General features: G+C 32.2%; 15 protein-coding genes. 4 read left to right on the plus strand and 11 right to left on the minus strand.

The window, feature by feature from the left end:
• The 3 genes from porA (at position 1) to B5E58_RS01185 (ending at position 2,676) form a co-directional block, all read left to right on the plus strand.
• Positions 1-1,182 carry a pyruvate ferredoxin oxidoreductase gene (gene porA, locus B5E58_RS01175; RefSeq protein WP_088107846.1) on the plus strand — a complete coding sequence of 394 codons (1,182 nt, stop codon included), beginning with the start codon at positions 1-3 and terminating at the stop codon, positions 1,180-1,182.
• Between the two features lie 13 nt (positions 1,183-1,195).
• On the plus strand, positions 1,196-2,128 hold the full coding sequence (locus tag B5E58_RS01180) for a thiamine pyrophosphate-dependent enzyme (protein WP_088107847.1): 933 nt from the start codon (positions 1,196-1,198) through the stop codon (positions 2,126-2,128).
• A 65-nt stretch (positions 2,129-2,193) separates the two neighbouring features.
• Positions 2,194-2,676, plus strand: a complete 483-nt coding sequence (locus B5E58_RS01185; protein ID WP_088107848.1) for a pyridoxamine 5'-phosphate oxidase family protein — start codon at positions 2,194-2,196, stop codon at positions 2,674-2,676.
• A 31-nt stretch (positions 2,677-2,707) separates the two neighbouring features.
• Here the strand turns inward: B5E58_RS01185 and B5E58_RS01190 are convergent, their stop codons facing one another.
• Entirely contained in the window at positions 2,708-3,037 is a 330-nt protein-coding gene (locus B5E58_RS01190; protein WP_088107849.1) for a helix-turn-helix domain-containing protein, read from the minus strand.
• A gap of 168 nt (positions 3,038-3,205) precedes the next feature.
• Here B5E58_RS01190 and B5E58_RS13405 point away from each other — a divergent pair, with 168 nt between their 5' ends.
• Positions 3,206-3,358: a hypothetical protein gene (locus B5E58_RS13405; protein ID WP_158097631.1), complete on the plus strand. Its 153-nt coding sequence runs from the start codon at positions 3,206-3,208 to the stop codon at positions 3,356-3,358.
• A 38-nt stretch (positions 3,359-3,396) separates the two neighbouring features.
• Here the strand turns inward: B5E58_RS13405 and B5E58_RS01195 are convergent, their stop codons facing one another.
• From B5E58_RS01195 to B5E58_RS01240, 10 genes are all read right to left on the minus strand, one after another.
• Positions 3,397-4,677 (minus strand): homoserine dehydrogenase, encoded by a 1,281-nt coding sequence (locus tag B5E58_RS01195; RefSeq protein ID WP_088107850.1) that lies wholly within the window; start codon positions 4,675-4,677, stop codon positions 3,397-3,399.
• Between the two features lie 197 nt (positions 4,678-4,874).
• Positions 4,875-6,140, minus strand: coding sequence for a glycosyltransferase family 4 protein (locus B5E58_RS01200; RefSeq protein ID WP_088107851.1), 1,266 nt, complete (start codon positions 6,138-6,140; stop codon positions 4,875-4,877).
• A 159-nt stretch (positions 6,141-6,299) separates the two neighbouring features.
• Positions 6,300-8,258, minus strand: coding sequence for a bifunctional 4-hydroxy-3-methylbut-2-enyl diphosphate reductase/30S ribosomal protein S1 (locus tag B5E58_RS01205; RefSeq protein ID WP_088107852.1), 1,959 nt, complete (start codon positions 8,256-8,258; stop codon positions 6,300-6,302).
• A gap of 4 nt (positions 8,259-8,262) precedes the next feature.
• Complete coding sequence (locus B5E58_RS01210; RefSeq protein ID WP_158097632.1) at positions 8,263-8,847, minus strand: lysophospholipid acyltransferase family protein; 585 nt, start codon at positions 8,845-8,847, stop codon at positions 8,263-8,265.
• 11 nt (positions 8,848-8,858) lie between these two features.
• A complete protein-coding gene (gene cmk / locus B5E58_RS01215) occupies positions 8,859-9,530 on the minus strand; it encodes a (d)CMP kinase (RefSeq protein ID WP_088107854.1) in 672 nt (223 codons plus the stop codon).
• A gap of 22 nt (positions 9,531-9,552) precedes the next feature.
• The gene (gene aroH, locus B5E58_RS01220) at positions 9,553-9,915 is read right to left on the minus strand and encodes a chorismate mutase (RefSeq protein WP_088107855.1); all 363 of its coding nucleotides are present in this window, start codon (positions 9,913-9,915) and stop codon (positions 9,553-9,555) included.
• 14 nt (positions 9,916-9,929) lie between these two features.
• Positions 9,930-11,165 carry an NAD(P)/FAD-dependent oxidoreductase gene (locus B5E58_RS01225; RefSeq protein ID WP_088107856.1) on the minus strand — a complete coding sequence of 412 codons (1,236 nt, stop codon included), beginning with the start codon at positions 11,163-11,165 and terminating at the stop codon, positions 9,930-9,932.
• Between the two features lie 12 nt (positions 11,166-11,177).
• Positions 11,178-11,804 (minus strand): histidine phosphatase family protein, encoded by a 627-nt coding sequence (locus B5E58_RS01230; RefSeq protein WP_088107857.1) that lies wholly within the window; start codon positions 11,802-11,804, stop codon positions 11,178-11,180.
• A gap of 149 nt (positions 11,805-11,953) precedes the next feature.
• Positions 11,954-12,664: a pseudouridine synthase gene (locus B5E58_RS01235; RefSeq protein WP_088107858.1), complete on the minus strand. Its 711-nt coding sequence runs from the start codon at positions 12,662-12,664 to the stop codon at positions 11,954-11,956.
• 24 nt (positions 12,665-12,688) lie between these two features.
• A complete protein-coding gene (locus tag B5E58_RS01240; RefSeq protein WP_088107859.1) occupies positions 12,689-14,281 on the minus strand; it encodes a potassium/proton antiporter in 1,593 nt (530 codons plus the stop codon).
• Positions 14,282-14,328 lie beyond the last annotated feature (47 nt).

Below are 14,328 nucleotides of genomic sequence, written 5' to 3' on the forward strand. Positions count from 1 at the left end.
ATGTCTATCAGAGAAAGATTATCAGGAAATGAAGCAGTTGCAGTAGCGATGAGACAGATTAATCCTGACGTTATGCCTGCCTTCCCTATCACACCATCAACAGAAATACCACAGTATTTTTCAGCTTTCGTTGCAAATGGACAGGTTGATACAGTTTTCGTACCTGTTGAAAGTGAACACAGTGCAATGAGTGCTGCTATCGGAGCAGAAGCTGCCGGTGCTAGAACACTTACAGCAACATCATCATGTGGTCTTGCCCTTATGTGGGAAGAACTTTATGTTGCAGCATCAGACAGACTTCCAATAGCTCTTGCCCTTGTAAACAGAGCTTTATCAGGCCCAATAAACATCAACTGTGACCATTCAGACGCTATGGGTGCAAGAGATGCTGGTTGGATACAGATTTTCTCAGAAAGCAATCAGGAAGCATATGACAACTTTGTACAGGCTTACAGAATAGCAGAACACAAAGACGTTAGACTTCCTATTATGATATGCCAGGACGGTTTCATCACAAGCCACGCTGTTGAAAATATCGAACTTATAGAAGATGACAAAGTAAAAGAATTTGTTGGAGAATATTGTCCAGAAAATTATCTTCTTAACGACAATGGAACAATGGCAGTAGGTCCTTATGCTATACCTGCATACTACATGGAAACAAAGAGAGCTCAGCTTGAAGCATTAAAAAATGCAAAAAAAGTTGCTCTTGAAGTTGCAGAAGACTTTGAAAAGATTTCCGGAAGAAAATACGGATTATTTGAAACATACAAAACAGAAGATGCTGATTACATAATGGTTATAATGGGCTCAGCAGCAGGAACAGGAAAAGAAGCTGTTGACGAATTAAGAGCAGAAGGCAAAAAAGTTGGTCTTCTCAAAATAAGACTTTTCAGACCATTCCCAGCTGAAGAAATTGTTGAAGCAATAAAACACGTTAAATATATTGCTTGTATGGATAGAACAGAAAGCTTTAACGCACAGAGCGGTCCTATCGGTAACGATATAAGAACAGCTTTATACAATGCAAAAGCTGACTGTGAAGTAATCAACTATGTATACGGTCTTGGTGGACGTGACGTAACAGTTGAAAGCCTTAAATCAGTTTATGAGGCACTTATGGAAATTGAAAAAACAGGCGATGCAGGTGAAAGATATCGCTATTTATCATTAAGAGATTAAGGAGTGAAAAACAATGGCATATAACTTTAAAGAAGTAATGAACAAAGAAGAACGTTTAGCTCCTGGTCACAGAATGTGTGCAGGCTGCGGCGGTACTATCGCAGTAAGAAATGTACTTCGTGCACTTCACGATGAAGATAAAGCTGTTATAACAAATGCAACAGGCTGTCTTGAGGTTTCTACATTTATGTATCCATATACAGCTTGGAAAGATTCATATATCCACAATGCTTTTGAAAATGCAGCAGCTACTTGTTCAGGTGTTGAGGCTGCTTACAGCGTACTCAAAGCAAAAGGAAAAGTTAAAAACAATTTCAAATTCATAACATTTGGTGGTGACGGTGGTACATACGACATCGGTTTCCAGTCACTTTCAGGTGCTATGGAAAGAAATCATGACATGGTTTATGTATGTTATGACAATGGTGCTTACATGAACACAGGTATACAGCGTTCATCAGCTACACCTATGTATGCTGATACAACAACAACACCTGTTGGAAAAGAGTCAAACGGTAAAACTCAGAACAGAAAAGACCTTGCTGCAATAATAGCAAACCATGACATTCCTTATGTTGCACAGACAACATTTGTACAGAATTTCAGAGACCTTCACTTAAAAGCTGAAAAAGCTATTTATACACCAGGTGCTGCATTCCTTAATATCATGGCTCCATGTCCACGTGGTTGGAGATATAACACTCCTGACATCATTGACATATGTAAACTTGCTGTTGAGACATGCTACTGGCCATTATTTGAAGTTGAAAAAGGAAAATGGACACTTAACTACAAACCAAAAAATAAACTTCCTATTGAAGACTTCTTAAGACCACAGGGAAGATTTAAACATCTTTTCAAAAAAGGTAATGAACATCTTATTGAAGAATTCCAGGCCGAAGTTGATAGACGTTGGGAACTTCTTCTTAAAGCTTGTGAAGAATAAAAAATCTATATTAAACGGTGGTATTTTGCCACCGTTTATTTTTGTATTTAAGGAGTGATTTTAAAATGTTCAAAAAAATGAGAAGAATAAAACAACAATTAAGTGACAATAACACAATAGAAATATTAGAGAAATGTAAAACAGGAATATTAGGTGTATTGGACGAAAATGGTTATCCCTACACAATACCTTTAAATTATGTTTATAAAAACAATAAAATATATATCCACTCTGCAAAAGAAGGTCATAAAATAGACGCTATAAAAAATTGTGATAAAGTTTCATTCTGTGTAATTGATAAAGATGATGTTGTTCCTGAAAAATTGACAACATATTTTAGAAGTGTAATTGTATTTGGAAAAGCCAAAATATTAGAAGATGAAAAAGATATATTTGAAGCTGCAAAAATATTAGGATTAAAATACAATAGTGATATTGATTTTATAGAAAAAGAAATAAAAAGATTTTGGAATTCTTTATCATGTATAGAAATTACAATTGACCACATGACTGGAAAAGAAGCAATAGAGCTTGTTAAGACAAATTAAAAAATACCTCCTTATTATAGGAGGTATTTTTTTACTGTTTATTTTTTAATATAGCTTTTGCAACATCAAGCAATAATTTTTTATCATTTGAATTAAACTCTTTAACTATATCACTAAGTTCATTTCCTAAAAAATTATCCATACTATCAACTGTTCCTGTCAAAAGTAATGATATTGGTATGTTTAAAACATCAGATATTCTTCCTAACATTTCAAGACTTATCTTTGTAGCTCCTCTTTCCATTCTACTTTCATAACTTATAGATATACCTAATTTTTCTGCTAATTCTTCCTGAGTTAAATTTGCACATTTTCTGTTACTTTTAATTCTATTTCCTATAACTTTATAATCAATAGCCATTTTTGCACCTCCTGTTTCAAATTAGCATATAGACATATTTGCAAACAGAAACTTATAACTTCAATATAGAACTTATAAGTGCTATTTTTGTATTGACTTTCCATTTAATGCATGATATTATAATAAAAAATATTTACAAGTTTTGTCATATTTTAAGGGGGTAGAACTATGATAATAAGAGCAATGTTTATCGGTTTCATAATAGGAGCTTTGATAGGTCTTTTTACAACAGGTATACAAGGTGCTTTGTCAACTGGTTTTGTTTTTGCAATATTTGCTGTACCAATTAGAAAATGGTTATTTAGAACTTTTTGGCATTAAAAAAAAGCTCCTTTATTTTTAATAAAGGAGCTTTAATATTAATAAACTCTTATAATACTTGAAACCTTATTTACAATAGAAAGTCCCTCAAGTATTGTTATTGAGTCTTTAAGGTTTTTCTCTTTTACAGAATCTGTAATTATAACTATTTCAGCAAAATTATTATCTCTTTTCTTTTTCTGCATCATCTGATAAATACTTACACCATTATTTCCAAGTATACTAAGTACACTGGCAAGAGTTCCTGGTTTGTCAAGAAGCTGCATTCTTATAAAATATTTTGAATATATATCATCCATATTTTTAATAGAAAGCTCTTTATAACAAGTGCAACCTATTCTGCCACAACAATTAAAGTTTATGTTTCTTGCAACGTCCAAAACATCTCCCATTATAGCACTGGCAGTTGGAAGCTCTCCAGCTCCTTTTCCATAAAACATTGTGTCACCAACAGCGTCACCCTTAACAAAAACAGCATTAAAGGAGTCTTTAACCCCTGCAAGAGGGTGGTCACTAGGTATAAGCATAGGGTGAACTCTAACTTCAATTCCCCCCTCTGTATTGGCAGCAACACCGAGAAGTTTTATATCACAATCAAGTTCTTTAGCATATTTAATATCTTTAGCAGAAATTTTTGATATACCTTCTGTATATACATCGTCAAAAGTAACCCTTGAATTAAAGGCGATAGAAGCCATTATGGCAACTTTTCTTGCAGCGTCATATCCTTCAATATCAGCAGTTGGGTCAGCCTCAGCATAGCCTAAATCCTGAGCTAATTTAAGGGCATCAGCAAACTCCATTCCCTCATCAGTCATTTTACTCAATATAAAGTTTGTAGTACCGTTCACAATACCCATAACTTCTTCAATTCTATTAGCCGCAAGACACTGTTTTAAAGGTCGTATTATAGGTATACCACCAGCAACAGCAGCTTCAAATAGAATATCGCATTTATTTTCCTTAGCAAGGTCAAGAAGTTCATGACCATAGGAAGCAATAAGGTCTTTATTTGCAGTTACAACAGATTTTCCTTTTTTCAAAGCTTCTGTTATATATGTTCTAGCAGGTTCAATTCCTCCCATAACTTCAATTATAATACTAATACTGTCATCGTTTATGATTTCTGACCAATCATCTGTAATTAAAGACTCATCAACGCCTTCTCTTTTCTTATTCTTATTTCTAACAAGAATTTTTGAAACTTCCAACTGTGAACCTGTTTTATATGGAAATTCATCTTTTTGACTTTCAATTATTTTATAAGTACCGCTTCCAACAGTACCAATCCCAAGTATAGCAACTTTTATACAATCCATTTATAAACACCAGCCTTTTTCATTCTCCCTCTAATAAATACATTTGTATTTGTGAGACAAACAGTATTATACCACAAAAAATATAAACATAGAACATTTAATTTAAAAAAATATTGTATAAATTAGAAAACAATATTATAAAAATTTACAGCACTTTATTAAAACAAAATAAGGTATGACTCTCGTCATACCTTACTTCATTTATTTTTCTTGAAAAATTGCAAGAAACTCATATAAAGGCTATCCTCATCATTTGACTGCTTTTCAAAATTATCAATCTGTTTTTCAACCTCATTCATTATTTTTTCTTTAAGTTTCAGCCATTCTTCCATTTTTTTATTTTTCTTTTTGTCTTTCTTTTTAAATTTAAGTTTTTTATAGAGTTTTCTCTTTTTCTTTTTAACTTTAACTTTTAATTTTTTCTTACCCTTAAAATCTTTAGTCTCTCTATAAACTCTATCATAAAAATCTTCCCACATTTTCAGTACATTTTCTCTTGAATAAAATTTATGTCCTCTGTCAGAGTTTTTGCTCCATTCATCATAAAAATCTTTATCATTTTTTAACTTTTCAAGTAGTTCCAAAAACTCATCAACAGAATTTCCCTTTAAATAATAGTCGAAAAGTATGTCATTATATATGTCTAAATCTCTCAAAAGTATAGGAATTTTAACACACATTGATTCAAGTATAGTCATAGGGAAAAGCTCACTGTATGAAGGAAGAAACATAACATCAGCTAAATTATAAATACTGTTCATTTCATTTCTGTCAACTATACCTGTAAATATAACATTTTCAGGGGGATTTTCCATAAGCTCTTTAAGTTCCTTATATCCATCTGTCATAGGTCCAAAAGAGAAACCTCCAGCCCAAACAAAAACCGCATCAGTAAACTTTTTAGCACATTCTACAAAGTCAAATATACCTTTTCTAGTTTGTACCTGTCCAACACCTAAAACAACAAAAGCATTTTTATCTATATTCCATTTTTCTCTTATACTATCTTTTTTAATTTTATCATAGGGATAAAAAAAGTCATCTGAAACATAATTAGGTATATATGTTACTTTGCTTCTAGGTATACCATATTTTTCAAGCTCACCTATGAAATAAGGGTTTACTGTTACAAGATAATCCATACTTTCATAAAATTCTATCATATATTTATAAAAAAGCTGTTTTATAGTCTTTGGTATATCAAGACTATCTTCAACCGTTTCAGGTAAAAAATGGACATATCCAACATTGGCAGAATTTTTTTTATCAAGTATAACAGGTATAAAATATTCGGGGTTTATTGTATGAAAATGTTGTATATCACATTTCTTTTTTGAATTTATAAGGACTTCATACTTATCCTTAAGACCTTCACTGACAAGACTTACCTGTTCAAGATATGCAGAACCTACACCTTGTCCCTTGACGGAGTCTGCTGATGAAAGCATATTTATTGTAGGCATTTATTATACCTCCTTTGTATCTTTTATAAATATAGATACGTATTTTTTTGATTTTATATTACTGATTATTAACATATGAAAAATAATTATTCAATAAAAAAACTGCCGCACAAAATGTACGGCAGTCTAAATAACACTATAAAATGTATTTTTTAATAATTATTCAGCAGGTGTTTCCTCTACTTTAGCTTCCTCAACAGCTGGAGCTTCAGCAGCTTTCTTTGAAAGGCTGATTTTTTTCTGTTCTGGATTAACTTCAAGAACTTTAACTTTGATTGTTTCACCAATCTTAAGTTCATCTTCAGGTTTAACAACGTGTTTTTCAGCAATCTGAGAGATGTGAACAAGTCCGTCTACACCTGGTTCAAGTTCGATGAATGCACCAAATGGTACCATACGAACAACTTTACCTTCAACAACTGTTCCAACAGCATATTTTTCAACAGCTATTTTCCATGGGTTGCTGTCAGCATCTTTAAGTGAAAGAGAAATTTTTCCTTTTTCTTTGTCAACGTCAAGAACGATAGCCTCAACTGTCTGTCCTTCTTTTAATACGTCTTTAGGATTTGAGATACGTCCCCATGACATTTCTGAAATGTGGATAAGTCCGTCTACTCCACCAAGGTCAACGAAAGCACCAAAGTCTGTAAGTCTGCTTACAGTACCTGTAACTTTCTTTCCAGCCTCGATAGAATCAAATAAAGCAGCTTTCTTTTCGTTAGCTTCTTTTTCAATAAGAGCTTTACGTCCACCGATTATACGGTTTTTAGCTCTGTCAAGCTCGATAATATTGAATGAAAGTTCCTGGTCTTTGAAAACGCTAAGGTCATCAATGAATTTATTTGAAACCTGTGAAGATGGTATAAATACACGAACACCATTAACAACAGCTATAAGTCCGCCTTTAACAACGCTTACTACTTTACCTGTAACAACAGCTTTTTCATTGTAAGCTTTTTCGATTTCTTCCATGCCTTTCTGTGCTTCAATACGTTTCTTTGAAAGTAATACGTTTCCTTCGCCGTCATTTACACGAATAACAAATACTTCTATTTCATCTCCTGGTTTTACAACCTGGCTTGGGATAACGTTAACATCACTGCTGAATTCTCCTCTTGAGATGATTCCGTCAGATTTATATCCAAGGTTTACAGAAACCTCTTCATTCACAACACTAATAACTGTTCCTTTAACTATATCGCCAGTGTGTAAACTTACAAGAGACTGGTCCAGTAATTCCTGGAATGAAAGTTCTTCCCCTTCCTCAATATTTCCGTTTCGAGTTTCGAATTCGCTCATAGTACTAATTACCTCCTTAATTATTGCTGATGGGGTTGATGCACCAGCAGTTATTCCTATTTTATCATTAGAACTGAAAATATTCAACACTAAATCGCAAATAGTTTCAATGTAATATGTATTCTGACAATATTTTTTGCATATTTCGTAAAGTTTTTGTGTATTTGAACTGCCCTTGTCACCTATTACAATCATTTTGTCAACTTTCTTTGAAAGTTCAACGGCTTCACGCTGTCTCTCATCAGTAGCGGAACATATTGTATTGTAAATTTTTACATTTGATATATGAGATTTTATAGCTTCTGTTATATCATTAAACTTTGAACCTCTAAATGTTGTCTGAACAACAACAGCAGTATCATTATCATTGTCAAAATATATATTTTCTACATCTTCAACATTTTCTATAATTGTTGCAGAGTTATCACACCAACCATTTATACCCATAACTTCAGGGTGATTTGGATTTCCTACAATTATAATGTTATTATTATTGTCATAATTCTCTTTTACTATGTTATGGATTTTTTTTACAAAAGGACAAGTTCCGTCAATATATCTAATTCCTTTTTTTTCAAATTCATCATATAAAAACTTTCCAACACCATGAGAACGTATTATTACAGTACCTTCATCAATACCATCAAGACTTTCTATAATTTTAACACCTTTATTTTCTAAATCTTTTGTAACTTCCTTATTATGAATAAGAGAACCATAAGTATATATTTTTCCTTTTCCTATTTCATCATAACAAGCTTGTATTGCCCTATTTACTCCAAAACAGAAACCGGCAGATTTTGCAACAGTAATTTCCATAAAATTATGGCTCCTTTCTAAGTTTTTCAACTTCAGACATAATTTCTTCTGTTATCTTTTCAAGAGTTTCAGTTCTTGCACGTTTTCCTCTGTATTCATCAAGATTTACAGGTTTTCCATAATTTATTTTAACTTTTGAAAAAAGTTTATAATTTCCTGAAATTCCCGCAGGTATAACAACAGCGTTTCCCTTTAATGCAAAAAGAGCAACTCCAGCTTTAGGGTCTGCTGTCTCACCTTCTTTTACTCTTTTACCCTGTGCAAATATTCCCAAAACTTCACCTTTTTTGAGTATTTCAAGAGTTGTTTTAAAAGATTTCATATCAGCAGCCTCTCTATCAACAGGGAAAGCATGAAGACTATACATAAGTTTTTTCATGAAATTATTTCCAAAAAGTTCTTTTTTGGCCATAAAATTTACAGGTCTTTTAACATATATAGCTGCAGAAATAGGGTCAAAATTACTGCTATGATTTGCACATATTATAACAGGACCGTCTTTTGGTATATTTTCTTTACCTCTAACCTCAACTCTAAACATAACAAGATACATAAGTCTCAAGGCATATTTTGCTATATTATAAAACATATTAACCTCCATCAACTAATTTTTTCTCTTATAATATCTGAAATTTTATCTATAACCTCATCTATTGTCATTCCTGTTGTATCAATCTCAACAGCATCTTCAGCTTTTCTTAAAGGATTATGTTTGCGGTTTGTATCGTTTTCATCTCTTTTTCTTATCTGTTCTTTTACTTCATCAAAATCAGGATTTTCACCAAGAGCCAAAAGTTCGCCCACACGTCTTTTTGCTCTCTCCTCAACACTGGCATTTAAAAATATTTTAACTTCAGCCTTTGGAAGTACATTTGTACCTATGTCTCTACCATCCATAATTACAGATGTACCTTTAGCCATATTTCGCTGTATCTGGACAAGTTTTTCTCTTACAGCAAGTATAACAGCCACATCAGAAGCAGCACGACCAGCTTCTTGAGTTCTAACCTTTGAAGTAACATCAACACCATTTAAAAATATAGTCTGACCACCCATTTGGGCTTTTATATCCATCTTAATATCATCAAGTACAGAACAAACAGCTTTTTCATTTTTTGTGTCGATACCATTTTCAATACAGTAAAGGCCAACAGTTCTATACATAGCTCCTGTATCTATATATACAATATTCATATTTTTAGCAATAAGTTTTGCAACAGTGCTTTTTCCACTTCCGGCAGGTCCATCTACTGCAACAGCAATATTTTTCATAATAAAATTTCCTTCTTTCCTGTTATTTTGCAAGGTCAGGTCTCAAAACTTTAGCACCTTCAAGATAAATATGTTTTACATCTTTCTGTTTACAATCCATTTCACAGGTATACATTACTCTTATACATTTTTCAAGACTTCCCTCAATATCAAGCTCCTGATAACAAAGCAAAGCTGCCTGTGTTATACCAATTTTTCTTGCAGCAACAGCAGGATAAACCTTATTAAGGTCTTTTGTCATAGTAAAAACTATTGAAACAATGTTTTCATCTTTTATATTATTTTCTTTGTTTATCTCATTAAGTAAAATTTCTGTTTTTTTCAAAATTTCCTCTTTTGTATTTTCCTGTGCTGTTATAGCACCTCTTATACATACAACTGACATTAAAATATTCCCCCTTATTCCTCCAAAGCATACATACCGGCACAATAACCTGTTGAAAAAGCTATCTGAAGATTAAAACCTCCAGTATAAGCATCAACATCTATAACCTCACCGGCAAAATGAAGATTTTTTATTATTTTTGATTCCATTGTAGCAGGATTTAACTCATCTATATTAATTCCGCCACTTGTCACAACAGCCTCATTATATCCTGTTGTACCTGTTATTGTTAATGTTAGACCTTTTATAAGTCTACAAAGATTTTTTCTCTCCTCTTTTGTTATATCATGGACTTTCTTTTCAGGAGAAATTTTTGAAAGGTCTATTATTACAGGTATAAGTTTCTGTGGGAGAAGGTCATCAAGAGCATTTTTAAAGTCTTTATTTATATACTTTTCAAAATCTCTCAAAAGTCTCTCATCAAGTTTCTTTTCATCTAAAGCCGGCTTAAGGTCTATTATAAGAGTATTACCCTCATCAAGTTTTCCCAAAAGATGACGGCTTGCACTTAATATTACAGGGCCACTTACACCGTAATGAGTGAAAAGCATTTCTCCAAAATCTTTATAAACAGCTTTTCCCTTATTATTTTTAATTACTATTGATATATTTTTAAGACTAAGTCCCATAAGTCTTTGACACCAATTTTCTTTAGCTCTTAAAGGCACAAGAGAAGGATAAAGTTTTGTAACAGTATGTCCCATATCTTTTGCAAAACGGTATCCATCACCAGTAGAACCTGTTCCCGGATATGAAAGTCCACCTGTTGCCACAATAACAGCATCAGCAGTAATTTCATTACCATTAGCAAGTCTTATACCTTTTACAACTCCATTTTCAGAAAGTATATCTTTTACACAGCTTTCAAGATGAAGTTTAACTTTATTCTTTTTAACATATTTTTCAAGGGCAGCAACAATATCTCCCGCCTTATCAGACACAGGAAAAACTCTGTTTCCCCTTTCAACCTTTGTTTTAACTCCAAGATTTTCAAAAAACTCAATTGTAGCTTTATTGTCAAAGGTATAGAATGCACTGTACATAAAATAAGGATTTCCCGGAATATTTTCCATAAAATCGTCAATATCCCCTGCATTTGTAACATTACATCTGCCTTTTCCTGTTATATATATTTTCTTTCCAAGTCTATTATTTTTTTCATAGATATGCACCTCATGGCCATTTTCAGCGGCACGACCTGCCGCAATAAGACCAGCTGCACCTCCACCTACAACTATTATTTTTCCCATTATTTATATCACCTATTTAAAATTAAAATTTTCAAGATGTGCTATGTCATTAAAAGTTCTGAGACGAGGTTTTCCATTGTCAAATATCTCTATTAAAGATATACCAGTATTGTCAATCCATACTTTTCTATAAAAATCCCCAGGAAGTCCCATAATATAAAGGAATAATATTTTTAAAAGACCACCATGGGAAACTATTGCAATACTCTTTCCTTTATCCTCAACAAGAATTTTTTCAAGTCCTTTTGCCATTCTTTTTTCAACATTTTCAAAAGAACCATCACCAGGGAAAGGATAAAAAGCAGGATTTTCAAAGAATTTTATAAAAGTATCACCATATTTTTCTTTAAGCTCGTCAACAGTTCCTCCTTCCCACTCACCAAAATTTATTTCCTTAAAACTTTCACTTATTATAGGTTCAATTCCCAAAACTTTAGCCATAGGCTCTGCTGTCTGTCTAGCTCTTTTTAAAGGTGAAACATATATTTTATCTAATTTTATATTTTTAAATCTTTCACCTAAAAGCTCTGATTGTTTTAAACCAACAGGAGAAAGTTCAATATCAGTCCAACCCTGATATCTTTTTTCAGTATTCCAGACAGTTTCACCATGTCGTATAAAATATATTTTAGTTCTCATATTAACCGCCTTCTTAATTGTCTTTTATATCTTTCATATTATAATGCAATAACAATATCTATTCAAGATAAAAGGGATTTTTAAAGGTTTTTTCAAATATTATACAAAAAAATAGAACTGAATTTTAATTCAGTTCTATTAAAAATATTTTAAAGATTTTTAAGGTATCTTATTTCTTTTTCAGTCAAATATCTATATTTTCCCTTTGGAAGGTCACCAAGCTCCAAATCACCAGTGGCAACTCTCTTAAGCATAGCAACAGGGTGTTTTATAGCATCACACATTTTTCTTACCTGTCTATTTCTGCCTTCCTTTATAGTAATTTTTGCATAACAATATTTTTCTTCTTTTTCAATAATCTCTATTTTAGCAGGAAGTGTTTTTCTTCCATCAACATGGACACCATGTTTAAATTTATTTATATCATTTATATCAGGAGTTCCAAAAAGTTTAGCAATATATGTCTTCTCAACTTCATGTTTGGGATGTGTAAGTTTATAAGTCAAATCACCGTCATTTGTTAAAATAAGAAGTCCTGATGTATCATAATCAAGTCTACCTACTGGAAAAACTCTCTCTTTAACTTTTACAAGGTCTGTAACAGCTGGTCTGTTAAACTGGTCTTTAACTGTTGTAACAAAACCTTCTGGCTTATTAAGCATAATATAAACGTATTTTCTTTCTATATTAACAACTTTTCCATTATATGTTACAGTATCTGTTTTATCATCAACCTTTGTTCCAAGCTCTGTTACAACTTTTCCATTAACAGCAACCTTTCCACGCTGTATAAGTTCTTCCGCTTTTCTTCTAGAAGCAATACCTGCATCAGCAAGGTATTTTTGCAATCTTATTTCCATATTTACCTCCAATTAAAAATAAATTTAACTATAAAAAATAACTTTATCCCCTTCATGTATTACAGTCTTACCACTAGGAATAATATTTTCATTTCCTCTCTTTATAAGAGCAATAAGAGTATTATTATCAGAAAAATCAATCTCTGAAATTTTTCTATCTTTCCACTTACTCGTCTTATCAACAATAATTTCTTTAAGGAAAACATCCGATGTCTCTGTATAGTAAGGAACATTCAAGATTATACTATCACCGGCATATATTATTGTATCTCCTTTAGGAATAATATTTTCTTCCCCTCTTTTTATCATAATAGCCAAAGAGCCATAAGGCATACTTACATCCTCTATCTTTCTATTTTCCCAATTATGACCTTTAGGTATATACATTTTCATAAGAGTCATCTCAGCTTCTTCCTGATAGTCATTGAAAGTCTTTCCTACATCTTCATCATAGTCTACCATTGAAAGAGTTTTCGCAACCTTTGGAAGAAGTGCTCCTTGAAATGATACAGATATCAATGAAACAACAAAAACTATGTGGAATATATCATATTTCATACTAATTCCTGAAACGAGAGCCATTATTGAAAAAACTATTGATGCAGCTCCTCTTATTCCAGCCCATGATATTAAAAGACACTGTTTTGTACTACATTTGAAGATTTTTAATATTAAAAACACAACAATAGGGCGAACTACAAAAATCATAGATATTGATATTAATAGAGCCGGAATTATAACTGTTCCCATTTTATGTGGAAATGAAAGAAGACCAAGTATAAAGAAAAGTATTATTTGAGAAATTCCAGTTATACTGTCAAAGAAATGTATTATTCCTTTTTTATTATTTATAGGACTATTACCCATAATTATACCTGTTATGTAAACACTTAAATATCCATTTCCACCTATAAGAGAAGGAACGGAATAGGATATAAGAGCAACTGCTATTATAAATATAGTATCAAGACCATCTGCCGAAAAGTTTAATTTTCTTAAAGATTTTACAGCAAGAATAGCTGCGGCAACACCTATAACAACTCCATAGGCTATTTGAGAAAACACTACACTTATAACAGATACATTTTCTCCAGAATTCATGAGACTTATAGCAATTACTGTCAACATATAAGCAAAAGGGTCATTACTTCCGCTTTCAATTTCAAGTATTGAAGATGAACCCTCCTTCAAACTTAATTTTTTTGAACGAAGTATTGAAAAAACAGAAGCCGCGTCTGTTGAACCTAAAACTGAACCTATAAGAAAACTTTCTTTCCATTCCACATTCAATACAAATTTACAAAATACAGCCGTTCCCATTACAGTCAACAAAACGCCTATTGTAGATAAAGCAACAGCCTTTTTTACAACAGGTTTTGCAACAGACCATTTTGTACAAAAACCGCCATAAAACATAATAAATATAAGAACGAAACTACATACATTTTCTGTAAGTGTATAATCACTAAAACTTATTTTAAATATTCCATCAGAACCAAAAATCATTCCAAGCATCATGAAAAGAAGAAGGGCTGGCATTCCGAATTTATCAGAAAATCTTGTAGCTCCTATACAGAGAAGTATTACACTGGCAAATAATAATATCCCCATTATCATTTTTATCACACCTTTTCACACCAATAAAATTGCTATCTAATGTCTTA

Origin of the sequence: Tyzzerella sp. An114, assembly GCF_002161055.1 — a bacterium.
Classification (GTDB): domain Bacteria; phylum Bacillota; class Clostridia; order Lachnospirales; family Anaerotignaceae; genus Fimicola; species Fimicola cottocaccae.